General features: G+C 48.0%; 25 protein-coding genes. 6 read left to right on the top strand and 19 right to left on the bottom strand.

Features of this window, described 5'->3' with window-relative positions; genetic code table 11:
* Positions 1-30: 30 nt before the first annotated feature.
* The 6 genes from OXN25_21585 to OXN25_21610 form a co-directional block, all read right to left on the bottom strand.
* Complete coding sequence (locus tag OXN25_21585) at positions 31-504, bottom strand: hypothetical protein (GenBank protein MDE0427455.1); 474 nt, start codon at positions 502-504, stop codon at positions 31-33.
* Complete coding sequence (locus OXN25_21590; protein ID MDE0427456.1) at positions 501-1109, bottom strand: hypothetical protein; 609 nt, start codon at positions 1107-1109, stop codon at positions 501-503. The genes OXN25_21585 and OXN25_21590 overlap by 4 nt, the downstream gene beginning before the upstream one ends.
* Before the next feature lie 151 nt (positions 1110-1260).
* Positions 1261-1605: a toxin-antitoxin system HicB family antitoxin gene (locus OXN25_21595; protein MDE0427457.1), complete on the bottom strand. Its 345-nt coding sequence runs from the start codon at positions 1603-1605 to the stop codon at positions 1261-1263.
* Positions 1606-1817: 212 nt separating this feature from the next.
* Complete coding sequence (locus tag OXN25_21600; GenBank protein ID MDE0427458.1) at positions 1818-2000, bottom strand: hypothetical protein; 183 nt, start codon at positions 1998-2000, stop codon at positions 1818-1820.
* A gap of 57 nt (positions 2001-2057) precedes the next feature.
* Positions 2058-2549: a hypothetical protein gene (locus tag OXN25_21605; GenBank protein ID MDE0427459.1), complete on the bottom strand. Its 492-nt coding sequence runs from the start codon at positions 2547-2549 to the stop codon at positions 2058-2060.
* Positions 2550-2938: 389 nt separating this feature from the next.
* Positions 2939-5899 (bottom strand): site-specific DNA-methyltransferase, encoded by a 2961-nt coding sequence (locus OXN25_21610; GenBank protein MDE0427460.1) that lies wholly within the window; start codon positions 5897-5899, stop codon positions 2939-2941.
* Positions 5900-6042: 143 nt separating this feature from the next.
* Here OXN25_21610 and OXN25_21615 point away from each other — a divergent pair, with 143 nt between their 5' ends.
* Both OXN25_21615 and OXN25_21620 read left to right on the top strand, forming a co-directional pair.
* Positions 6043-6909 carry a serine dehydrogenasease gene (locus OXN25_21615; GenBank protein MDE0427461.1) on the top strand — a complete coding sequence of 289 codons (867 nt, stop codon included), beginning with the start codon at positions 6043-6045 and terminating at the stop codon, positions 6907-6909.
* An 18-nt stretch (positions 6910-6927) separates the two neighbouring features.
* A complete protein-coding gene (locus OXN25_21620; protein MDE0427462.1) occupies positions 6928-7257 on the top strand; it encodes a hypothetical protein in 330 nt (109 codons plus the stop codon).
* Between the two features lie 211 nt (positions 7258-7468).
* On the opposite strand, the gene OXN25_21625 is transcribed toward OXN25_21620, so the two are convergent.
* Positions 7469-8089, bottom strand: coding sequence for an NIPSNAP family protein (locus OXN25_21625; protein MDE0427463.1), 621 nt, complete (start codon positions 8087-8089; stop codon positions 7469-7471).
* Between the two features lie 182 nt (positions 8090-8271).
* Between OXN25_21625 and OXN25_21630 the strand changes: the two genes are divergently transcribed.
* The 3 genes from OXN25_21630 to OXN25_21640 all read left to right on the top strand — a co-directional run bounded on the left by OXN25_21630 (position 8272) and on the right by OXN25_21640 (position 12115).
* Positions 8272-9744 (top strand): sulfatase-like hydrolase/transferase, encoded by a 1473-nt coding sequence (locus OXN25_21630; protein ID MDE0427464.1) that lies wholly within the window; start codon positions 8272-8274, stop codon positions 9742-9744.
* 86 nt (positions 9745-9830) lie between these two features.
* Positions 9831-10694, top strand: a complete 864-nt coding sequence (locus OXN25_21635; protein MDE0427465.1) for a phytanoyl-CoA dioxygenase family protein — start codon at positions 9831-9833, stop codon at positions 10692-10694.
* A 20-nt stretch (positions 10695-10714) separates the two neighbouring features.
* Entirely contained in the window at positions 10715-12115 is a 1401-nt protein-coding gene (locus OXN25_21640) for an amidase (protein ID MDE0427466.1), read from the top strand.
* A 3-nt stretch (positions 12116-12118) separates the two neighbouring features.
* Here the strand turns inward: OXN25_21640 and OXN25_21645 are convergent, their stop codons facing one another.
* The 12 genes from OXN25_21645 to OXN25_21700 form a co-directional block, all read right to left on the bottom strand.
* The gene (locus OXN25_21645) at positions 12119-13138 is read right to left on the bottom strand and encodes an SMP-30/gluconolactonase/LRE family protein (protein ID MDE0427467.1); all 1020 of its coding nucleotides are present in this window, start codon (positions 13136-13138) and stop codon (positions 12119-12121) included.
* A gap of 67 nt (positions 13139-13205) precedes the next feature.
* Positions 13206-14222 (bottom strand): Gfo/Idh/MocA family oxidoreductase, encoded by a 1017-nt coding sequence (locus OXN25_21650; protein ID MDE0427468.1) that lies wholly within the window; start codon positions 14220-14222, stop codon positions 13206-13208.
* Positions 14223-14410: 188 nt separating this feature from the next.
* On the bottom strand, positions 14411-16336 hold the full coding sequence (locus OXN25_21655; protein MDE0427469.1) for a hypothetical protein: 1926 nt from the start codon (positions 16334-16336) through the stop codon (positions 14411-14413).
* Between the two features lie 96 nt (positions 16337-16432).
* Entirely contained in the window at positions 16433-16921 is a 489-nt protein-coding gene (locus tag OXN25_21660) for a hypothetical protein (protein MDE0427470.1), read from the bottom strand.
* On the bottom strand, positions 16918-18189 hold the full coding sequence (locus OXN25_21665; GenBank protein ID MDE0427471.1) for a DUF3696 domain-containing protein: 1272 nt from the start codon (positions 18187-18189) through the stop codon (positions 16918-16920). Before OXN25_21665 ends, OXN25_21660 begins: the two co-directional genes overlap by 4 nt.
* A gap of 87 nt (positions 18190-18276) precedes the next feature.
* On the bottom strand, positions 18277-18516 hold the full coding sequence (locus OXN25_21670; protein ID MDE0427472.1) for a hypothetical protein: 240 nt from the start codon (positions 18514-18516) through the stop codon (positions 18277-18279).
* Between the two features lie 69 nt (positions 18517-18585).
* Positions 18586-19755 carry a cohesin domain-containing protein gene (locus OXN25_21675; GenBank protein MDE0427473.1) on the bottom strand — a complete coding sequence of 390 codons (1170 nt, stop codon included), beginning with the start codon at positions 19753-19755 and terminating at the stop codon, positions 18586-18588.
* Positions 19756-20051: 296 nt separating this feature from the next.
* Positions 20052-20462, bottom strand: a complete 411-nt coding sequence (locus tag OXN25_21680; protein ID MDE0427474.1) for a hypothetical protein — start codon at positions 20460-20462, stop codon at positions 20052-20054.
* Positions 20429-20830 (bottom strand): hypothetical protein, encoded by a 402-nt coding sequence (locus OXN25_21685; GenBank protein MDE0427475.1) that lies wholly within the window; start codon positions 20828-20830, stop codon positions 20429-20431. Before OXN25_21685 ends, OXN25_21680 begins: the two co-directional genes overlap by 34 nt.
* A gap of 79 nt (positions 20831-20909) precedes the next feature.
* On the bottom strand, positions 20910-21047 hold the full coding sequence (locus tag OXN25_21690) for a hypothetical protein (GenBank protein MDE0427476.1): 138 nt from the start codon (positions 21045-21047) through the stop codon (positions 20910-20912).
* 90 nt (positions 21048-21137) lie between these two features.
* Positions 21138-22382, bottom strand: coding sequence for an isocitrate dehydrogenase (NADP(+)) (icd, locus tag OXN25_21695; GenBank protein MDE0427477.1), 1245 nt, complete (start codon positions 22380-22382; stop codon positions 21138-21140).
* Positions 22383-22505: 123 nt separating this feature from the next.
* Complete coding sequence (locus OXN25_21700) at positions 22506-24062, bottom strand: hypothetical protein (protein MDE0427478.1); 1557 nt, start codon at positions 24060-24062, stop codon at positions 22506-22508.
* Positions 24063-24577: 515 nt separating this feature from the next.
* On the opposite strand from OXN25_21700, the gene OXN25_21705 reads away from it, so the two are divergent.
* Positions 24578-24859, top strand: coding sequence for a BMC domain-containing protein (locus OXN25_21705; protein ID MDE0427479.1), 282 nt, complete (start codon positions 24578-24580; stop codon positions 24857-24859).
* Positions 24860-24871: the final 12 nt, after the last annotated feature.

A 24871-nucleotide genomic window follows, 5' to 3' on the forward strand; every position in this document is an offset into this window, starting at 1 on the left:
CTACCAAAACCTAACAAAAATGTCAATAACTTACACAATGTAAACACTACCTACCAACTCGGCAAGGTTTTCATCGGTGAATTGGGGGTTGAAACCAATCCGTTTGCCCCCTTGACGAATCTCGGCGAGATAGATAATTGTTTCGACTGCTTCTCGCTGACAGAAAAAGAGTCTTCGCAAAAGATCGTCGCGTGCCCAATGTCGCAGGAGTTCACGGGTTACGGGTGTGGCGTTTAAGTAATTGGAATTGCGCCAGCGTTCGACATCTGCGCGTAGGGCGTTGACCAATGGGAGGTCGTCCCATTCCTCTTCCCGGAAGAGTTGGAGCTGCTGGCTGCCGGTGCGTTGGGTTTTATACCAGTAGCCTGCCTCGCGCCGTCCTTCTTGTCTGATGACTTCTCCGGTCTGCTCATAAAACCAGTGTGCATTCGGTTTTTCGTAGGGACTGCACAGGATGGGTTGTTCTACAGGTTGGATTGGGAGTTCAAGTTGATTTTGATTCATGAAGATTCCTCGGTTTGTGTGTTAGCAGCTGCTTTTTGTGCTTTCCGGTTTTCTACAAATTTGGGGTCGTGTTTTTGTAATAACGCTAAGCATTCGACTTCAAGATCAAGCATTTCAGATGGTTCCGCGTGGTGGATCAGAATTTCCTTTATACCCTCCGGGGCATTCAATTTATCAAAATAGCCAGCCAATACACTAAGATTGTGATCTGGATCCTGAAGTTGAGACACAGCAGATTTGAGTATGGAAACAGAATCTTCCTGACCCAGCCCGACACTCACTTTAGCAAGTGAAACGACAGTTTGTGTTAAAAGAAGACGTTTCAGATTTAGATTCTCTGTTAACAAGCGGTTGAGCAATTTTGTAAGCCCCTGATAAGACTCATCTGTGTGGATACGACCGACAAAATTTACAAGACTTAACAGGAAGTAGGTTGTGTAGCTGTCTTGTTCACTATCAAGGTCTAAGTCCGCAATTGAATATAGGAATGTTGATGCTGGTGCAGCTTGTTGTGCAAATTTCGCATCAGGCGAACCTTCTGTAGCACTATCCTTGGTTGCTAACGGACATGTTTCAGTACCAAAACCGAATATCTCTAAAATCACATCTTTTTCGAGTCCGAATGGCTCAAGAGTTTGAAGAGGGGAGCGGCGAATAGCCTCTCCTAACAGAGAGTTCGTGTTCTTTTTCTGCGTCCCTTTGTTGATTTTTCATGAGACACCTCCTCAGCAGCTACCTTTTGTGCTTTCCATTCTTTTATACCTTAGGTGCTGCTGACCGCAGTTTTCGCGTCACGAGTGTGTAAAGGCTCATTCCTGCTTTCGCTGCTTCGTCTGCCAAAGCGTGATAAAGTTGTGTGTCAACAGGAACATTGAATGGTCCCTCGTATTCATTCCGCGCAGGTGCTTTTGGAATCGGTTCACCGTCCATTTGGTAGCATTCCTTCATCAGTTCCCACGCTGTTTTTAACTCCGCTAATGCTTCGGCGGGTGTCGGCCCGAAAGCTGAAACGTTTGGAAGTTCCACGAGATGTGCAAGATAATCGCCATCTTCATCAAAAAATACATTAACCATGAAGCCATCAAAAACATCTTTGGTCATTCTCCAATCGTCTCCAATCGGTATTATCTGTGTCAACCTATGATTCAAGTTTCAAACACATGTTGCCCCGCTGGGCTAAAATACAAATAGCCAGCCCCTACCCAATTTTTGTGAATTCAAAGTACGTAAGGTGATAGGTGTATTTTCTTGAGAAACACTTTAGCAAAGACAACGCGCCCTTTGTAAAGGGCGCGCTCTTGTGTAAGTCCCACCTATTTGCCAGCAGGTTTTTTGGGTGGTGGAGAAGGCTGCGCAGGTTTATTCCCTTCAGGTTTGGCTGGAGAAGAGGGCGGCAAGGGTTTCCCTGGTGGTTTGCGAAGTGGTTTGCGAGGTCCAGCAGCTTCAAGTATTCGCTCATATCCTGCTCTCGCTGGAAGGGGTTTCTTATTTTTCATGATAATAGCTCCTCTAACGTTTATAGCAAGTTAAACTCACCACATTGTCTATACAGTTTATCCGTTTGCGGGGATATTTCCTAAATTCAACCCAATGAATAGTGCCGTGCAAGAAACAGCAGTAATATAAGTAAAGACAGAAACATAACTCAAAAAACGCGTCATCCATGATGAGAAGGATTTCTGCTGTCCTGCATCCTCGTCACCCTCCAAAAAGTACTTTTCATTGAACTCACGCTGTCTGTCCAACGCGCGTTGACCGAAAAGGTATGAAAGTAGAGTGGATGTAATTGCCAAGACAAACATCAGCCAAGAAAGGTGTAGTACCCATACATAGTTAGCTCTTGACAGTTCAACTACGTTCTTTATGAAAACCAATGATAGTCCTAGACCTGCACTTGATAAAGAAAGAATTGCTTTGTCGAGATTCTCAACATTTGACAGATCGCGCTTAGAGAGGTCTTCCTCTTCTCTAACATATAACTCATAAAGTTTTTCTGCGTCATCAGAGTCTGAATCATCGTATGGATTTCGGCGTTCTTCGTCCATGATGTTTCCTATCTGGAGTTGGAGTAAACAGTATTGTCAGGTTCCAGTCAACGCTTTAATGAAGTATATCACAATCTAAAACATGATGTCAAATTCTTTACACATGTCGCCCAGCTGGGGCTAAAGAGGGTGTGTTATCGTATTCTATAAACATATTGAAGAAATACCCAAGCAAATAAACCCTAACGGGACTAAAAACGTGAATCGGACAAATTTCCACAATCCGCGTTAATCCGTGTCACCCGCATAATCCGCGATTCAGACAATCAGCATATATCACCCACCGAGAGAATCAAATTCCAGTTCGCAGTGGTGTGATTCATCGCACGTCCTCTGTGCCTAAGCTCACACTCTTTTTGTGGACGGCACACGGAGTGTACCTACTACTTTTAATATTGATTTCTCAAACTATGCACCGACATCACCTCATTCCCACGCGGGTCAATGACTTTGATGGCAACTTGTTTATGCTCACCAGCGGGGAAGGGTAACGATTCTGTGCCGCTGAATTTCTCAAATTGGCCTTCGTCAATGATACCTTTGAGGGCACGAGCGATTTTGTTCCAAGCACTTTTGTCGGGAAAGAAGGCTTGTGTAATGCAGAAGGTACGACCGTCGTAATCGGAATCGACGAACCACGCTGCGACTTTGTCGGCACCCGCAGAACTCACTGTGTTGTCTACGGGATTGTATATGTCCACACCCTCCATCTTGACGATGTATTCTTCATTGGCAACTTCTTCAAGTGTCGTGCGCGGCATTCCAAATACAGTAAATAGTTGTGTTGAAGGTGTTTCCTTAAGTAGGTCACCCATGGCGACATCGGGATTGATGTGTGCCATGTGAATACGGACTCTTGGATTCGGATCTTCTTGGATTATGGCTTGTGCTGCACCATCAAAACTGAAACCTGCAAAAACTAATTCATCGTAACCGCGGCGCGATGCAATGGGTAGGCACTCTTCAACTTGAACTGTTGTTACGGGACCGTGTTGTGGACCAAATACGACAGCAATGAGACGTTCGGTATCGTCATTTTCCCAACTTCCTTCGGCGTGAAGGATATCCCCTTCAAGCGGATCGAGTGAGGCGAATTTTAGCGTTTGGTTATTGGGAAACCGTACGCCGTCATTTCGGAGTAGGCGAATCATCTGGTCAAGGTATGCCTCAGCGTTGACAGCATCCTGTCCATCTGTCTCAGCGTCGTAAGTGTCCAAAGTTTCTTCCGGTTCGCCACCGATAGGGGAATCAATATCAAGTGACTCTTCGGGGGGTTGCACTGCCTCTACCGTGAAGGGTCCGCTTACCCGGATCCGCTTCCTGTCCACTTCTGGTTGGTCTACCAACTCTTCACTTTCAGACGACGCAGCGATACAAGCGTTCACCTCATCCATCTTTTTCCGCCACGCTTTGCGGTAATCGGTTAGGGCATCCTGTAAGGGTTGGGGCCAGTCAGGATCCATATCGAAAGGGACTTCCCACTCCTGCCAGCTTGTTTCCGGGAGTTGCCAGCGTCGTCGATCTGCATCCGTGATGGATCTTTTCCGCTCAAGTCTCTCTTTTTGTTCAAGTTTAGCGAGAAGTTTTGATCGAGTTTCCGGTGTAACTTCCCCTAAGGTCCGGTTTAGTATATCCAACTTCTCTTTGAGAATCGGTTCATGTTTTGTGAAGATAGGGTCAAGCGCAGTATTTTGAGCCATATTCTTGAGCGTAATGTACGCGGCACTTTTGTTTATTAAGCCCCCCGCGATACCCTTTGACTTGTCTTTGAGTTTGTAATAATCAAAAGTCGCTGTCAATATGCGCTGTCTTGCCAACGCAACCGAAACGCGACTCGTGTCGATCGTAATCCACCGTCTTCCCCATTGTTCGGCAACGTAGGCAGTTGTGCCACTTCCGCAGGTAGGATCAAGCACTAAATGACCGGGATCCGTTGTCATCAACATACATCGTTGAATAACTTTAGGCTGAGTCTCAACCACATAAGTCTTCTCTCGGCTACCAGCAGTATCCGTCCAGAGATTAGTGAGAGGTCTCCCAATAGCATCTTTAGCATACCGAATATAGTATAAAGCCCGTTCTTTACCAACAAGTCTCCTTTGTTTCATGAGGCGATTCAGCCCATCAATATTTGTGCTCCAACCCCTATTGCCGGGAGGAGTATAAGCCTGTCCCTCAAATTGATATTTATAGGTAGCACTTCCGCCACTCTGTGACGATACTGAAAGTTCCAAAAACCTCCTGCTTTCCTTAGGTAATAGCCATGGTTTTTCTTTTTCTTCCACTGACATTCCCCTGCGCGTTCCATCCTCCAGTTCAACCTGAGTATAACGTCTAAGAAGCGGATCGGAAGTTCGTTCATCCCATTCCAGCCAGAGTGGGTTGTACTTCATCCGGACCTTGTCTTTAGCATACCACAAGATATAATCGGATACTGACGCTATCCCTGTTGCAGAAGTCATATTGGCACGAGTCCATGTAATTGTTGAAACAAAATTCTCATTTTCAAACACCTCGTCCATGATAGACTGCACTCGATGGACATTTTCATTATTGATCTGGACAAAGATGCTGCCGCTATCTGTCAACAAGTCTTTGGCAACAATCAGTCGGTCACGCAGATAAGCGAGGTATGAATGGACACCGAGTGTCCATGTGTCGCGGTAGGCTTTGATCTGCTCCTGTTCACGGGTTAAATCTTGTTCTCTGTCCTTCACATCACGTTGAAAGACGGTAGGTTGGAAATTGGAGGCGAATTTGATGCCGTAGGGTGGGTCAACATAAATCATTTGCACCTTACCGGCAAGGTTTTCTCGGTGCGCGAGGGAACTCATCACAGTAAGGCTATCGCCGAGGATGAGGCGGTTTGCCCAGTCTATGTCTCGCTTGTAAAAATCAATCGCTTCGCTATACGTCTGCTGTGGGTCGGCAAAGAGATCGCGCTGGACGTTTTGGCACTCAGCGACTTTCAAGATGGCTTTGGCACTGACACGTTCGTGGATATGCAACGCAACTGGATCGACGGTGAAAGATTTTGCTTCCTGTTTCCCTGCCCATTCGAGCCACGGTTCGTGGTGTCGGAGTGCATCGGCGATGGTCTTCGCTTCCTCCGCAGTGAGTGTTCGCTGTTGTGCGATTTGTAGTAATTCTGGGAGTTCGTCTGCATCTCCGTTTGGGTCGGATCGGAGGTTGGGGGGTAGGTGAGGATTGTAGGCGTATTCCTGTTTCGGTGTCTCTTGGATTTTGCCTTGTGCGGCGATGCCTGCGGGTGGGTTGTTTTTTCGAGTGGCGGTATCGTGTCGGTAGTCTTGGACCTCTTTTTGTTGCGTGGTGCGTCTGTTTCTTGCCATTCTGTGCTTCCTTCATAAAAATCGAAAAGGTTAGTCAATTACGTTTTTACTTGATTTTATACGTTTTTTACTTGATTTTTATTGCAGAATCAGTGTAATATAATGTATCAGATAAATGTTCTTAAGTCAAGGAGGAAAACTATTTGGACACACTACGACCTGTTGATCGGCATACACGTAACCAACTTAATACCTATCTTGGTAAAATTGAGAATGCTCTTGAAGCAGATGTTCTCACTATTTCTAGTCCGATGGTACTCAGTTTAGAGTACAAAGTAAAATATGCCATTGAGTTGTTTCAAGAGCGGAAATCCAGAATAGCCGTTATTCTAGACACACTTGGAGGGACCATTGAAGTGGTTGAACGCTTAGTATCTGTCATTCGTCACCACTACAATGAAGTTGACTTTCTGATCCCCGACCGTGCTATGTCCGCAGGAACGGTTTTTGTGATGGCGGGCGATAGGATTTTTATGAATTATTTCTCCTGTTTAGGGCCCATTGATCCTCAAATTGTCAAGAACGATGAATTGGTTCCAGCTATGTCGTATTTGAATCAGTATCAGCGGCTATCTGAAAAAGCTGAGGCTGGCCAACTGAACATGGCGGACATTACACTTCTCAACAAACTTGACTTAGGAGAGCTCTACCAGTTTGAACAGGCCCGCGAGTTGTCGCACGATCTCTTGATTAATTGGCTGTCCACCTATAAATTCAAAAATTGGGAGACTCACAGTTCTACAGGTAAACCCGTTACGGATGAAGATAAAAAGCAAAGAGCAGAAGATATAGCTAAAGTTCTAAGTGACAATGAACGTTGGCATTCTCACGGCCGCATGATTTCAAGAGACACATTAACCTTACGTTCAGAGGGTATACGCCTGAAAATTGAGGAGATTGAGGATCATCCAAATATTTTATCTGCTCTCAATGATTACGTTGGGTTGCTCAATGACTATATTCAGAGAGAGAAGCATATCTCGTTTGTACACACTCGCGAATATTTTTAATCAAAAAAGGAGGTCACAATGAAAACGCTACATCAATCCTTGAAGCACTCTCTAGTAGAGAATGTCAAAGACAAGAAAACCTCAAATACAACTGATGAGGTTTCTATGCTGCGCGGACAGGGTCCTGACATGACTACCACAAGAAACAATCCTAAGATTGATACTGAGCTCTTATCGGAGTTCCATCGCTTGGCCGAGGAATATGAACGTTTGACTGCTCCTTTAAAAGACATTGCCCGGGTTACGCAAGGTGCAGATTACAACATAGCGCATCCGCTTGCGCGCAAAGATATGCCTACCGATGCTTATCATCTTGGGAAAAATGTGAGTAAAGTTGAAAAATCCTGAGCACCAGTAAATATTTGTTAGATATACTATCCAATTCTTTTTCGGCGAGGAATTCTTTCCTCGCCTATATTTTTTCAGATAGTGGGAGGCACACGGAGCGTCCCTATTACCTTGCCTCGCGAGCACAGCTCGCTCCTACAAAGATATTTGATGGCAGAAGCTTAGAGATGGTGAATCCCAAATTGACGTTTCCGATACGTTCAACGGCAAACTACTGCATCGGTGAAAACCGGGCAGGTAGCATGAGTTTGCTCTCTTGTGCAATCGGTCTGACGGAGCCTTTGGGGGGCCAGACACCCTTCTCCCGTGTCTCTGCTCGGATCCGAGCTCGCGCCTCAAAACTCTCATAAGCCCATACATGGATAAAATTGTTAGTCCCACCGTATTCCGAATACCAACAACCTGCCAATGGTGAAAACTTCAGGCGTTCCGGAATCGCCGCGCTCCATGCCTCTAAAACCTGGGGCATGCCCTCTGGGGGATAGGTATACAAACGCATTTCATAGATGGGTCCGATGTCTCTGTCGCCCAAAGGCTCCATAAAAGGTGCCGGTAGAAAAATCTCGGATACCATTGAGACGATCAGATCACTGGTATCGGGAGGCCAGATTGGATTCGGTCCGGCTTCCGCAGCGCGTCGGATTTCTGCTCGCTGTTCGAGACTCTCGTAGGGCCATACGGCAACCATCTGATTCAAGGGTCCGACTTCGGTGTACCAGTGGGCACCGAGCTTCGATAATTCTTGGCGTGCGGGTAGTTTTTCGCTGAAGCGGTCCCAGTATTCGTTGAGTTGACCGAGTTTCAAGTTGTAGGTTCTTATTTCGTAGATCATGCTATTCCTCCGGCGTTATTCGGTTTGAGGCATTCTTGTTAAATTGTGTGGATGATACCTCAAAATACGACCCGTGTCAAGTGTGTTTAGGAGAAAGGCTAACCGCTAACTCCTAAGGACACTATATTTTTCTTGACGGCGACTTCTATCCGTGTATAATGAAGGAGAATTTAGCGAAGTCTTTGGAAGGAACCGAAATGCCGAATCCAGGTCCCAATCTGCTATATATCCACTCCGACCAGCATAACCCTTATGTAACAGGTTGTTACGGCGATCCGCTGGTGCAAACCCCTAACCTTGACAGTCTCGCCGCTGAAGGGGTCGTACTTGAGAACGTCTATTGCCCTTCTCCCATCTGCGTCCCCTCCCGGATGTCAATGCTCAGTGGACGATATCCCTACGAAAACGCCGTGTGGATGAACAGCCATATCCTCGATTCCGGGATTCCGACTTTTGCACACGCCATGGGGGCAGTAGGGTATCAACCCGTGCTTATCGGACGGATGCACTCGCTCGGACCCGATCAACTCCACGGATATGCTGAACGTCTCGTTGGCGACCACGGTCCGAACTATCACGGTGGCCGCGGTGTGGATCACGGTGAACTCTCTGGAACCGCGGGACCGGCACGCGTGAGTCTCGAAAAATCGGGGGCAGGACAGAGCGCGTATCAGGTGCATGACGAGGATGTAACCGCTGCGACGGTTGACTATCTCAATCGGCTCGGTGTCCAGAAACGCGCTGGATTCTTAGATGCCCCCTTCTCCATTTCCGTCGGGTTCATGTTGCCACATCAACCTTTCGTGGCGCGTCAAGAGGACTATCAATTATACGAAGGACGGATGACGATGCCCGAAAATCCTGAGCTTTTTTCAGAGGCGTTGCATCCGCACTTCCGACGGTGGCGTGAGCAGTGTGGGATTGTTGAGGTCTCCGACCCCGAGATTCTCCGCGCACGCACGGCGTATTGGGCATTGGTCGCGCGGATGGACGTAATGATTGGACAAATCTTGACCGCACTCCGAGAAAACGGGTTAGATGAGAATACGTTGATTCTCTACAGTTCCGATCACGGCGAACAGGTCGGCGAACACGGGCTTTGGTGGAAACAGACGTTCTATGAGCATTCGGTGAAAGTCCCTGCAATCCTATCGTGGCGCGGCACATTACCCGAAGGCGTGCGTTGTGATCGGGTCGTCAGTGCACTGGACTTAAATGCAACAATGCTTGATGCGCTTGAGGCACCGACGCTGCCCCATTCTCGTGGACGGAGCGTCTTGCCGCTTCTTCGAGAGGAAGACCCACAGTGGGAGGACATCGCCTTCTCCGAATACTGCACCGATGACGGTTGCTATCATCGGATGGTTAGAGATGCGGATTGGAAACTGAACTACTATCACCGACAACCGGCGCAGCTTTTCAATCTGAAGGAAGACCCGAACGAGTTGCGCGATCGCGCAGCCGACCCAACATGCCGAGACATCTTGGCCCAATTGACCGAGAAGGTTTTGGACGGTTGGGATCCAGATCAAGTCGCAGCACAGATGACAGCAAAACGCGCAGACACGCAACTTCTCGGTAGGTGGGGACGGCATACACAACCCTCAGACCAATACCGTTGGAATCTGCTACCAGAGATGGATTATTTGGATTGAGCTGATTTTAGAATTAATCGATACGGTGTAAACCGGCGAGGTTGGGAAACCTCGCCTACCCATGTGAGGGAAAGAGGAGAAACAACATGGCAAACAGTCCAATACGCAAGGGTAAACCTTTTAGTGAAGAAAAGACAAAAGAGATTGCTGAGCAATTCTTCCGTGATGGGTTCGTTTATATTCCGGGTGTGCTGACTGAAGGAGAGGTTACCGCCCTCCGAGAGAAGACTGATGAATTCTTCGCCGATCCGCAACTCGCAGAGAAAACGAATCCGCACCTTGCGGATGTCAGATATATCCAGATGGGTGCGCATGCGGATTCTCAGGAGCCGATGCCCTTCATTTTACGGAACACAATTGAACTGGATCCGATCTTCCGAGATATGCTTCTCCGTGAACCGATTCTCAGCTTGGCAGAAGCGATTGTCGGTGAGAACTGCAAGTTTTGTGGGCAAAATGTTCTACGGAACCTTCCTGGACTCTCAATTGATCGCTGGCACGTTGACGGTTCAGTGCATTTCCCCGTCACCGAAGAGATGCCGCGCCACGATCCACGCTTACGGATGCCCGTGATGTGGTTCACCGTCCAGATGGCGTTGAACGATATTGATACCATCGAGGAGGGACCGACGCAATACGTCCGTGGCAGCCATTACTCCGGTAGGCATCCCAACAATCAGGAAAACCCCGAATTTGAGGGAAACAAACCTGTCTCTATCTTCTGTAAGGCAGGCGACATCTATCTGCAGGATCCGCAGTGCTGGCACCGGGGTGCTCCGAACCTTTCCGATAAGACGCGCTACATTTTGCAATCGCAGTATGCAGCGTATTGGGCGTATTGGCGATTCAATCTTTGCAACGAGGTTCCAGTTCCCGAAGATGCACTCGAAAATGCCAGCGATCGGCTGCTGAGTCTCTTAGGACACCCGCGTCCGAGTGATGTGAATTAAAAAGAACGAGGAAAAAGCAGATGTCTGAAACACCACTTCATTTTAAAACAATTACCGAGATTGCGGAAGCGATTGCTTCTAAGCAGGTATCGCCTGTAGATGTTACAACGGCGATGTTAGCGCGCATAGAACAACTCGATGGTCAACTGATGAGCTACGCCACAGTGATGTCTGAGCATGCGATGGCTGCGGCACAGAAGGCAGAACAGGAAATTCACGCAGGCACTTATCGGGGTCCCCTTCACGGTGTTCCAATTGCCGTGAAAGACCTCTGCTTCACGAAAGGTGTCCGCACAATGGGCGCAGCAAAAGTTCTCGCCGATCACGTTCCTACGTTTGACGGCACAGTCGTTGCTAAACTGGAAGCGGCGGGTGCAGTGCTGCTCGGCAAACTCAATTTGACCGAAGGGGCGATGGGTGGTTACAACCCTGAATTTGACATCCCCAAGAATCCTTGGAACCCTGACCGGTGGACGGGTTCTTCGTCGAGTGGTTCCGGTGTTGCAACGGCAGCGGGATTGTGTTTCGGTTCGCTTGGGAGCGATACAGGCGGGTCAATCCGCTTTCCTTCGGCATCGTGTGGGGTTGTCGGTATAAAACCGACGTGGGGTAGGGTCAGCCGCTACGGTGTACTCGCGCTTGCGGAATCGATGGATCACGTCGGCCCGATGACGCGAAGCACCGCTGATGCAGGGCTTATGCTTGCGGCGATCGCAGGCTTTGACCCGAATGATCCGACTTCTCTGCCGAATCCAGTGCCTAATATGCTGGAGGGGATTGGACAAGACCTTCAAGGTATTCGGGTCGGGTTCGACGACCATTATGCCACGAACGATATTGATACGGAACTCGCCGAAGCCGTGCGTGCGGGTGTGGAAGTCCTCGCCGATCAAGGGGCAACAATTGTTGAGGTGCAATTACCGGATGTGGAGGCATACACCTCAGTGTGGTCAACGTTGTGTTCTGCCGAGGCGGTATTAGCGCACGCAGCGACCTATCCATCACAACGGGATGCTTATGGACCTTGGTTCCGAGGATGGCTGGATATGGGAGCGAAGGTAACGGGTGCCGATTATGCGAAAGCAAACAATCTGAGAGCCGCTTGTACAGGACATCTTAGACGGGTCTTTGAGGAGATTGACGTATTGGTATGCCCGTCAATGTCTGCGCCGCCACACCGCGTCTCACCAAAGATGTTATACGGTACTTCTGGCGTCCGTGATCCGAAGTTCTATCGATTTACCGTGCCGTACGACTACAACGGCGCACCGACGCTATCCGTGCCGTGCGGCTTGAATAGCGAAGGACTACCGTTGAGCATTCAGTTCGTCGGCAAACACTTGACAGAGCCGTTACTGTGTCGGGTTGGACACGCTTATGAGCGCGCTACGTCGTGGCACAACCTCCATCCTGATGTCTAAGTGCTACTTCTGTGGTAGGTGATACCCCTCTTTCAGCGTTTGGATGCTGTAGAGACAATTCTCCGCCGTTATGTAAAGCACCTTGCTGGTCTCGCCCCGTCCGAATGCGACGTTGGTCGGTTTATCCGGCGTTTTGACGTACGCCAGTTCCTCTCCTTCAGGTGTGTAGACACGGACTCCGGGTCGGGTCTCATCACGTACCGCTACGAATAGATTCCCCTCAGCATCAACAACCATACCGTCTGGACCGTCTTGTGGGGCATAGTCAACGAGAACTTTTCGGAAAGTGGCGGTACCTTCCGGTGAGAGATCATAAGCGAGGAGTGCCATCCGTCCGTTACGCAGTGGCACCTCATCAGGGAAACTTCCCATCGCGCCGTTGTCATGACTGATGACATAGAGCGTTTTTTGATCAGGGGAAACAGCCACACCGTTCGGTTTCCCAGCGTCTGTAACAACGAGATGCACGGAACCGTCTGGATCGATTCGATAAACGCCAAAGATGGGTTGTTCAACAGGTTCATTCCCGGCATACCGAGGGTCAGTAAAATAGATGCGTCCCTGCTCGTCAATCGACAAATCGTTCGGTGAGTTAAAGGGTTTCCCGTTATAGAGACCGGCGATGATTTCGCTCTTACCCGTCGTCATATCCGTCCGCGTAATCCTGCGTCCCCCGAAATCCGCACCTTCAGCAACGACCAAACGTCCCTGTGCATCAAATTTCGTCCCATTGGACATTCCACTTGGAGAACGGAAAACCGTGGTTTCTCCAGTCTCTGGATTGTGTTTCCAGATATTTCCGGCTTGCATACCTGTCTGATCTGTGAAAGTGATGTCGCTGAAATAGACCGTCCCGTCTGGTGCGACGGAGACACCTTCCGTGAAATGCGCACCGTTGAACAGTTCTTTAAGCGCCGCACCGGGCGCGAAGATACCATCGTGTCCTGCAGTATTTCCGATTAACGCGGGTGCTAACGCCAAACCTGCAGCAACGGCATAAGTAAGGGGTTGTGATACATTCATCGGCTTATTTCGCTCCTTCCAATTCGTTTCTTGAATGGCAAGATTTTAACATACGTTGCGAAGGGTGTCAACCCATTGGGTGTGGACCGTGGGTTGTTATCCCTTGACGCGCATGCGCGTAAACGGCGTCTTGAATCTCAAGGATCCGCACGGCATCAGCAACCGTGGGTTCAAAGGTACTCCCATCCCGAATTGCATCAAACGCGCTCCCCATTATTCCCTGTATTCGCTCGCCGTGAGATATATCCTCGCTAAATTGGACCCCTTCCGTTGTATGTACCTCAATCAACGGTTCACCGTTGCGACCGTACTGCTCAAACACCGATGCCTTCGTTCCGACGAATCGAAAGAAATGATCGCCACCGCGCGTACCAGACGGGTATGTATAACCCGATTCAATAATACCCGTGATACCGTCTTCCGTTCGCAGCACGCCGACACCGCTATCCTCCACGCCACGACTGTGCATAGCATTGGACATCACCACGCCGACAACACTGATTTCACGATCACCGACAAACTGAAGGAATGTATCAATACCGTGCGCCGCCTCAACAGCCCAGCATCCACCGCCTGATATACTCGGATCGTTGTGCCAAGCGGATGGGGTCGGATCGTAGCGGGATGGGGGACCGTTGTTCAGTCTGCTATTATACAACACAAGTTCTCCGAGACTTCCATCAGCGACCATCTCTTGGACGACACTCACAATTCGACTTGCCCGATTCGGTAGCACAAGCGCGCTGAAAACACCGTGCTTTTCGGATGCCTCAGCAGCAGGACGCAATCGGTCGGCACAGTCAGCAAAGGGCTTGTCTAAGAGGTAGGGGATACGCCGATCCACGCAGGCTTGAACGTGTGCTGGCATTTCAATATGTTTTCCAGCGACGAGTACCGCATCGGGTTTGCTGGCATCAAGGCATGCAGCCGCTGTCTCAAAGCCGAGACACTGAAAATCATCTATCAACTGTTGCCGGGGAGCAGGTTCACCGTCCATGACTCCGACAATCTCATGTCCGAGTTCGTGTGCCGTGCGCGCCATGCTCCGTCCGTGATGACTGTAGGAAAGAACAACCAGTCTCATATTTTATCTCCTTGTTATTCGCTGTCAGCAGTCAGCGATCAGGTCGGATTTTTTCAAAAATCCTCTCAGCGGTCAGTCAAAAGACTTTCTTTGGAAAGTTACCGATAACTGAAAGCATTCCGAAGGAATGCGCCCTGACAGCCGATAGCCGAGAGTGGAGCGTAGCGGAAGGTCCTGACCGCTGACGGCTATCTATAAAACGAATACATCGCCGTTCCTGTGAAAAGTCGGATCAGCACCCATACACCACCGACCATGAATTCGCCGAGAATTAAACCGAGGAAAAGTGGGTACGCTTTGCGATAGAGCCGAATCCCGCCGACTTTCAGCAATAACGTTTTGATACTCCAACTGATAAAAATGGAAAACCAGAGTCTACCAATTGTCGATTTCTCACCAGCGACCATATAACCGGCAGGATGGAAGGGCCAGAACGGAAATATCGTCCGTAGCCACCAGAAGAAACCGGTAAAGAACGCACCGACCCCGATAAAAACCACGGCAGGCACATCGGTGTCGACCGGGTGGGAAATCCAACTTTGCAGAAGATTGTAGCCCCCCGTCCCGAGATCGCTGACGACCCCGATTTTGTAGCCGACGACAAGGTACGCCCAAAACGAGGCGAGAATTCCAATCACCGCAGCGAACATCATTGCTACAATTAGCCTCCCTGACCGCATACCTGTCTCCTCGGCGAGTTTGAAACCTTCAAGCGTGTGTGGCATTGGATGGGCGCGAGACCCGCGATTGAAGGTGAGATAGAGGCGCATCATCGTTAAACTGCCCCTCGAAATCAATCGGGTGCCGAAAATATCGGTGAGGATATCGTGCGGCGTTGCGTAAGTCCGAATCGTCGGTGGTCCAACTTCCGCTCGGATACGCGTGAGGCTCATCGCCAAGAGGTAGTAAATTAGGAAGTAGAGGGCAATTGTCCAGAATTCCATCCCGCCGCGATGTGAAAAAGTGAATAAGAAGAATAGGCCGCAGACCAACCCAATCCCTGCCCATCGGTAGCGCATCGGTTCCCGGCTATCGTCAATCTCTCCCGGTGTATGATAGCCTCGAAAGACGTGTTTGAAAACGGCGAAAAAATAGCGTCTGCCGCCCCAGAGTGCGAAACAGGCGAGGACGAGATAGCCGCCCATCACTTGCTGCCAATCGTAAGGAAAACCCGGCATCACATCGAGTCCAAGGGCGCTACCTAATACCCGTTGCGCTTTCCAGAACCAGTAAAAAAACCAGATAGAGAACGACATTTCCAACGGCATCAAGTAGGCGAGTCCAACGGCAAAAGAACGGATATAAACAGGGGTCCAGCCAATTGATCTCCACGGCTTTTGGGTGAAGTATTGACCGAGTTCGGCATGTCGGACTGGGACTTCGGGGATTTCAGGAAATAGCACATGGAATCCATTGATTAAGTTGATACCACCGGCGATTGCAAATCCAAGCCACATCATTTTCGACTTGAAAAGTCGTCCGTCAAGCCGCGTCATCTCCAACGGCAATTGCACGATCGGATAGGTCAACCGTTCGTGTTCAATCCACTGCCTACGAAGAAAAATGTCGAGGCAGATCATCACCCAGATAAGCACAGTCAGAAAGACCGTCCACCAGAGAATCGGACGCAGCCAACCGCCGAGATGTCCCATCGTGTAAATCGTGCTTTCACCGTCATAAAACGCCTTTAGCCCCGCCTCATCGTTGGAGGTGAGCCATGGTGGGAGGTATCGCCAGAAAAGCTGCCGCCACTCATTCTCAGGTGTTGCGAACCAAAAGCCGTCTGATATGGTCGGAATCACCGTTTGCATCATATCGTGTCCAGCAATCGCTGAGGAGAGTGAAAGCATCACAAAGACTGTCAACAGTTCGCCTTGTCGTAGCGCGAATCGTGGCAGGAATCGGTTTAGCAGAAGATTAAACGGGATAAGCACCATCAACGTAATAACTACGTTGTAGATGAGTGACATCGTGGTCGGCAGCGTGCTCCAAAACTTGAGATGGTTTGCCATGATAAAGTAGGTATTCACTGGGATCAGTAGCAAACCGAGTATGATGGCACGGACGGTTACACCGGGATGGGGTCTTTGGTTTTTTAAGGTGGGATTCGCCATAGGTATCCTTCTCTGCTGTTATTGGAGATGATACCTTAAAGGCGGGGTTGGTGTCAAGTTATTTTTTTATGAAACAGAAGGGTTATAGGTTTACAATTAGCGAATGTCATCTTCACAGATGAAGTCAACAGTTACGCCGTTTTGATGGAGTGCATCGCGGTAGTGCCACCATGCAGTATCTAATGCTTGCAGGATGGGCGGTTTTTCTGGATGTGCGAGTGCAACGGCAATAAATTTCCTATCATCTGGATCAAAATCCGATAGTGCGGTGTCTGTTGGAAACTCTTGAAAATTAGCTTCTAAATCATCAGTCGGTGTAATGGAAACTAAGTCACATTGTTGTGGATTTGCCCAATTTATCTCTACCCACTTAAGGAAAGCATCTCCAACACCGGGAAAACCTCCGGGATTCAACTTATTTCGGTATTCTCCGATAATTCGGCGCAAGTCATCCAACACTAATTTTACGTTACCTTCGGTAATCTTCATTAGTTCGTCAATGCAAGTTTCCACACAATCTTCAGACGCTTGGTCTGCTTTCCCATTGGCAACCAGCGGAACATTTGTATCTACAATAACTTTCATAATTTATCGGCTTTCCGACGTTTCATCTCCGCTTTAGCCTTTGCTGCCAAGTCGCCCATCTCATCACCAAAGAAATTTTGTGGCCAATTTGTGATGTTTCCGTAATCATCCACGTCAAGTTTCTCAATTTCAGATATACCTTCGTTCATTTCGCAAAAATAGAAGGCCGTATCATCTGCTGAAATTTCTTCCTCAGCGATCCTCCGCATTAGCCGTATGAGCAGATGCTCGCTGTGGCTCTCAAGGATAATTTGTAACTTCCGATTTTGGACGACTTCAATAAGAAGATCCGCCAATTCTGATTGGACTTTCGGATGGAGGTGTGCCTCAGGTTGTTCAAGGATAAGGATGCTTCCTTCGGGGACGTAATAGCAGAGAACCAGCACTGGCAAGATCTGTGAAACACCGAAACCGACATCGGTGAGTCGGACTTCGGGCCCACCCTTGTACTTTCGGACGAGAAATTCGTAATCTTTTTCTGTGTCGGAGATGGGATTGAGTCGATAGGAATCGATTAAGTCTAAACGCTGTAGCCATTCCATTATCTGTTTATCAATAAAACGAAGTTGGATTCGTCCAGAAAAGAGAGCGGTAACCATCTCTTCGCCGTGCTTTCCTACACCTGCCAAATGCTCGCCCTGCCATGCGTAGTAGTGATGCGGGTATTCACGGAGGGGACCGAGATAACGGATGCTGCGGAACAGGTTTTCAAAACACGTTTGCAGTGGCGAGAAAAGTTGCAGAATATCAAGTTGAGCATCGTAGATTCCATAGCATCGGAATGGAGATACAATATCACCACGATTAGATTCACCGGGAATAGAAGCCAAATGGACATTTGGACCGCCCAAGGCTATTCCAAAGTGTTGTTCACCTGCTTTATAATTGAAACTCACTTTAGAAGCTTCATTTTCTATGTTATCAATACTCAAATCAAAGGAGATGGTATCTATTTTGTCCATATCTGGCAGGCTTAATTTTTCGGAAAATTTCCACGATAGCGAGATTTGAAGTGGATGGTCCCGTCTGCGTTGATGAATGAGGTTATCAAAACTTCCCAAGTTAACGAGTGAGTTATCATCACCGAAATCAATCACTCCGTCCCAGTCCCTTGGACGTTCCACGGTCTGCTTTAGCATAAGGAGTGTTTGCAGAATACTGGTTTTGCCAGAACTGTTCGCGCCGAAGAAGCCGGTTAAGGGTGCTATCTGCAGCTTACCTGTATCTTTCCACGATTTGAAATTTTGCGCACTGAGTTCGGTAATCATGACCTATACCTTCCTTTGGAAAAAATATTCCTATGCATAGTACCTTATATCACAACCTCAGTGCAGTTGAAAACTACACTTGTTTAACTACGAAATGTGAATTCCGTCAATTATCTTCAGCACCTTCATCGATCCAGGTAATAAAAATTGGATATGGTCAGCATTTAGAGGCGGCGGAATAGGTGGCATACCGCCGCCGTCAATACACTTAACAACAAGGCTGCCTTTACCATTGCCAACGTCGAACACTGCACCATCCTCTCCTCCCTTCCTAAAGGTGTTGTACTGACTGATATTGAGTCCTGCTGCCCCCGAAGTACATGTCACCCTGGTAGTCACCCTGGTAATGGTACACCGCTTGGCCAGGGTAAGTTGAAAATCGTCCTTGAAAGAGACCTATTGTCCAGCAATTTCTCCGAAGGTATAGGCAGGGCCAGTCATATCTTTGACCTGTTTTCCAAACCTTCCATCCGTGTAATCAATCGCGCGAATTTTCCAGTCTTCGCCGTCCTTTTGCAGTGCGGAAATCAGGTTTCCTGCCTGATTTCCCCAATTATATGAGCCTCGCAAAATGGCTTCTTTTCTTCTGCTGTCAATAGCGATGTAGGTGATGTTAACTGTCACAGCTCCTTGTCGGAGTCGGAAGATACCCCTCCACGCCGCCGTTACTGCTTTCCATCCGTTGTTCCTTTCAAAAGTGCCAGCCCAGAAGGTCCATGCCGTAAAAACGTCATGTGATTCGCTTTTGAACCAAACCTCGCCAAGTACATCAACATCTTGATCTCCATGTGCGGTTGCGTATACATCATAGAGTTCGCGAATAGCTTCCTCTTCAGCAGCGAAGCCGGTATTCCTTTCAAAAGGTAGTAACGATGCGAAAGTCGAGGCGACTAACTTCACTCTGACTTCGGGCTCATTACCACCAGCAGCATCAAGGTTTTGGGCAACCAGTACCAAGTCTAAAATATTAACATTTCCATCTTTATTGACATCCACGCGTGGATTCACTGGAATATCTGCCATAAGGTTGCTTGCCACCAGCGTCAAATCCAAGATATTCACTTTTCCATCCTCATTAACATCCCAGATCGTAGGCAAATCAGTTGCTACAATTTGCCCGTTTTTGGTTGCGACTGCCAACGGCATCCCAGCACTATCGGAAAGGGTTACGTCCATTAGTTTAATGATAGAACCTTTGGCAGCAATCACTTCAAAAGTTAATGTAGCAAGCGTACCTTCACTCGCGGGCGCAGCCTCTGCTCCGGATGTTGCAGTAACATAAACAGTGCCTTCATTGACTATAGGAGGCACTGCAAAAGCACCCGCAGGTAAATAATCCGCGTTTGTTCCTTCAATATAGCGGAGTGCAGTTGGATCAAAACCCACGGTCAATTCATATCCTGAAACACTACCGCCCTTCCTGATTTGAATATTCAGGTGCATCTGCTCACCGACAGCAAGCGGTTCAATCTGTGTCGATGACACATAAACGAGAGCCTGTCCGTAACTTCCGACAGTAAAACCCAAAAACATGAAAACAGTTGCAATGGAAAAAAGCAGTTTCATCTTAGATAATTTTCCCAAAAGTCTACGTCTTTACAGATACCGTTCCGACGGGACTAAAGAGGGCAGGGAGGCTGCATTTCTACAAACATATCGTCCCTACGGACCTAAAGAAAAATGAATTGAATTGTTGACCTCGTTTTCCATATAGATACTGAAGAAATACCCAGGAAAATGAATCCTACGGGACTCAATAGGTTTGTCGGTGTGAAGTTTTCTTCTCCGTATATCCAGGCCGGCGCAATGTTTGGACTTACATGATGAACTTAACACTCGCGTTCTAGTAAGTTTGCTAAACCTCACTTTGAAATTCTATTTTTACTCTTTACCTCTATATGATGGCTAAGCTGATACGCATCCCAAATTAATTTTTTATAATCACCAGTTTCTTCGGGTTCTAACGCTGATTTAGCTTCCTTTAAATAATCAACAACTTTTTGAAATAACTCTTTCATCCAAAAAGTCGAATTATCTGACTTGAAAGACTTTGCGTGCTCGTTTATAATTTTGATTGTTTTATCAATTTCTGCGATTTTGTCCGAACACTCTGGCGAATCAATTGATTTGTCCAGCTCATCAACCGCCCTGCGAACTTTTTCAGATATTTCAATAGCCAATGAATTCATAGTGATTATTTCCTTTGACATGGTAATATCATAACGGATTTCTGTTAAGTTTAGCGAACAGGTTGGTCTGAGCTCAAGCGCCACTTTTCTTCTCCAGTTTCAACGAAAATTATATCCGCCCTATTTACACCGATTTCATCCACCGTATATGCACTGAAATATAAAGCCGATTTAGATCCACGGGTATTCGGATCTATTTGATTGTCGAGGATAATCGCTGTTTGTCTATCACTGGCACTAATAGTTACCCTTCGTGAAATATCCCTTCCGTTGGTAAGAACAATCTCTCCACCTCCTACCATAAGTCTACCAGCGAGATGCAAATCTCCAAGAACATTCAAATCTTCAGTAACAACTTCGTCCTTTGCTTTCGCATTATTCATGTCACCAACTAAATAAGCGAGCGTTGCGAGCAAAGCACCAAGAATAAAAAACACTATTCTGTCTCTCATAAGAAGTTCCTTTTGTTAGGAAGAATGTAAAAGCGTTATAGTTAACCCATTTTTACGGTGCGGTTGAAAATGGTTTTAATTACCGATCACCCTGTTGGCGAATTGCGACTAACTCCTCCAGAATCCGTCTGTGAAGCCGATGTAACTCAAGACCGATGCCGATACCAATAACCGCCAACACACCAGCTCCCAGAATAAGTTTCGTTTTCAAGGACATGTGCCGTTCCTTTGTTAGGTTCGATTCAAAAATTGGGCTTACCAGATTAGGGAAGGAAAATACGGTGCGGTTGCAAACCGCACTTACCCTTTAGAAGTTTTCAACAATCGCTGCACCGAACTCAGAGGTGCGGACCTTGGTCGCGTCTTCCATGAGACGCTCCAGATCGTAGGTTACCCGCTTTTGGAGGATGGTTTTTTCAAGTCCCGCGATAATCAGATCAGCCGCTTCCTGCCAACCGAGATGCTCTAACATCATGACAGCAGAGAGGATGAGGGAACCCGGGTTGACGACATCTTGATCGGTGTATTTCGGGGCAGTGCCGTGTGTCGCTTCAAAGAGTGCGACTTCATCGCTGAGGTTGCCGCCCGGTGCCATGCCGATACCTCCAACTTGCGCTGCTGCTGCATCCGAGAGATAATCGCCGTTTAAATTCGGCGTAACAATCACATCGTATTCATCTGTTCGTGTTAGAATCTGCTGTAACATGCTGTCTGCGATCCGGTCATTGACAACGATTTTACCTTCAGGACGCTCACCACCGTACTCGTCATAGAGTTCGTCTTCCGTGATTGTCTGCTCGGCGAATTCCTCTTTGGCAAGTTCATATCCCCAGGCACAGAACGCGCCTTCAGTGAACTTCATGATATTGCCTTTGTGCACAAAGGTAACAGTGCTTCTGCCGTGGTCGATTGCGTACTGGATCGCCATCCGCGCCAAGCGTTTCGTGCCGAAAATGCTAATCGGCTTTATACCGACACCGGAATCTTCGCGAATCTCTACACCCATTTCAGAACGCAGGAGTTCGATAACCTTTTTCACTTCCGGTGTGCCTTGCTCCCACTCAATACCGGCGTAAACGTCTTCCGTATTCTCACGAAAAATAACCACATCCATCTTTTCAGGATGCGTGACAGGGGCAGGTACGCCTTGGAAATATCGGACAGGACGGACACACGCGTAGAGTTCAAGGACCTGACGCAAGGTCACGTTTAGACTCCGAAACCCACCGCCGACGGGAGTTGTCAGCGGTCCTTTGAGGGCAACACGGAAGTATTCAATTGCATCGAAGGTATCCTGTGGCAGCCACTCGTTGTACTTCGCCATAGCGTTTTCGCCAGCATAGACATCAAACCAGACGATCTGCTTTTCGCCATTGTAGGCGGAATCAACAGCTGCGTCAACAACGCGGCGGGTCACCTTCATGATGTCTCGTCCAATACCGTCGCCTTCAATGACAGGAATAATCGGCTGATTTGGCACAACAAGCCGCCCATCGGTGAGTCCAATTCTTTCACCCTCAGTCGGAACTGTTAATTGCTCGAATTCAATCACTCGTTGTTCCTCTCTAATTCGTTTTTTTAATTATTGAATCTGGACGCCATGAACGTTATTCATGGCGGTTTTCAGCTAAGCCCAACTCGGCTGGGGTTGTCTCTGATCCTTTGTCAGTAGCGGCTATCCAGCGAAAGCATTCTGATCCGCCATCCGCTTGTGTAATGCAACAACTTCATCCGGGATCGTCATATCGTCGGTCGGTTTGGGAATAACATCAGGATGCGGTGGGATAACGGGTCGGATAATTTTCAATTGGAGTTGTTCGCGTGCGTCCATCATCCATCCGAAGCCTCGGAAGATATATGTCAACAGCGTTCTATCGGTTTCATAGATGTCCAATCCTTCTTGGACACACCATCCACCAAAATCGGTGTTCGGTGTTAGACGGAGCGGGGGTTGGTCTTCGCGTCCGGGTCGGATAAACCCTTCAATGAAAGCGAGTTGGTAGATACGCTGGGCGATACGTAAACGTTTTTTCTGCTGATCGTTAAGTTGAATATCACCGTTGTCAAGAGCCTCTAAGAAGGGGTTGAAATAGATGGCAGGTCGCGGATCTTGCTGGATTTCATCGGAGCGTCCAGCAGCGGCGATTTCTGGATGTCCGAAGGTCGGGAGTGCGGTCAACATGCGTTGTTGGATCGCATCCTCAAGTGCAGCATCATCAAGGTCTTCAATTTGGTTAATAAACGCCGTCATATCGTGAATCGCGCCGAAATGCCGGTTGCCATCTAAGGTCATCTGTGAAGCAACAAAGAAATCGGAGACCATACCGGTATGCAAAGTGGCGAGATAGCGTGCGACGACGTTGGAACCCGCAGAACCGTGGTGGATCTGGATGATGCCCATCCGTTCAAGGATATTCGCCTCAATAAGGGTTGCTTCGCGTCCCAAGAGCAGACTATAGGAGGTTTGGAAAGCGGTGCTTCCGTTTTTCTCATGTTCAGTGATGAGATCGGTGGCGCGCATTGCCAAGACTTGTGGATGGAGTGCACTGTTCTCTCGAAGCTGATGCCGCATATAGGTAGAGATTGTGGCTACAGCGACGTTCTCCATGTGCGTCTCAATAAGTTCAACGAGGAGTTCACCGGGGTCCCTTGTTCCACTGATTCCTTTTTGATTTGGGTGGCTGAGTTTACGGAGCGTTGAGAAATGCTGAATGACGGCTTCGGGACCGGCTTCTGGGAAGGCTTTAACAAATTCTGCGACCTGATTAACAAGGCGTTCGTTACCTGTGAGGCTCTCTCTGCGAGCCGTTGTGACCTCATAAAATTTTCTATTTATTAATTCTGTTAGCACCGCCTCTTCATCAATTCCATCCGTATTTGTCTCAGGTCTCCTCCCGAAAAGCCCGACAAAGATGACATACGCGGGGCTGAGTTGGTCTGCGATAATCTCACTCTCGGTCACAATACCGCGGAGGGCAAAACTACGGATATTCAATGTTATCTGGGTGCCAGCGCAGTCAACCGCAGTTTTATGGAGTGCTGGATTTGCGAAAACAGTCGTTGACTGTGGCATTGAACTGACACCATTGAGAATAGCGACAATCCCATCTTCGCCTAACTCAGTCGCTCTGTTCAAGGCATCCGTTACCGGGGCATACGCTGAGGCTTCAGGCACATGAGACAGGATATCTTCAACCGCGGCTACCTGCTTCGCCTCCAAATTCTTATTCAAAATGAGTTCTCCTTCGTTGACTTATTATTTTTAAGAGCAAATTTCGTCTTGTAATACCACTTCTAAAAGTTTATATCGCATTAACTGCCCTTTAATGCAAAGGTTAAAGCATAATGCTACAAGCCTGCACAAACTAAAGTTTATGCTACAATTTCAATCAGAAATGGTATAAGTATCGCTAAAATGCTAACACGTCTGGACCGGGCAACCCGTTTCACGCGATGGGCAATAAGGGATTCCAGATTTCGTCGAAAAAGTTACTGACTGGCTATTTTTAAAACCTTAATATATTTTATCAGAATTTTCATTAAAAGTCAAGATAAAAGTTTGGAAATGTCAAAAATTTGACTTGCAGAAATGCGAATTTTGTAGTATCATTATTAACGAACCTATTTGATTAAGGAACCTCTGTGCGCGCCTACGCTACGGGAGAATCCTAAAGACATATCGGTGGTGCGCTGTGTGGTACCTTCATCCTATTTTTTATTTTACAGACAGACAAGGAGCTTAATTACATGCGCAATGAAGCATTAGGAATGGTTGAAACCCGCGGACTGATCGGTGCGGTCGAAGCTGCAGACACCATGGTGAAAGCTGCAAACGTCCAACTCATCGGAAAAGAACAAGTTGGCGGCGGTTTTGTTACCGTCATGGTTCGCGGAGATGTCGGTGCGGTGCAAGCTGCAACAGACGCGGGTGCAGAAGCCGCGAAAGCCGTTGGCGAATTGGTGTCGGTACACGTCATCCCTCGCCCACATTCAGATGTGGAAACCATTCTCGGCGGAAGTTCAGAATAATAATAAATGAAC

The sequence above is a fragment of the Candidatus Poribacteria bacterium genome (assembly GCA_028820845.1).
Taxonomy (GTDB): Bacteria; Poribacteria; WGA-4E; order WGA-4E; family WGA-3G; genus WGA-3G.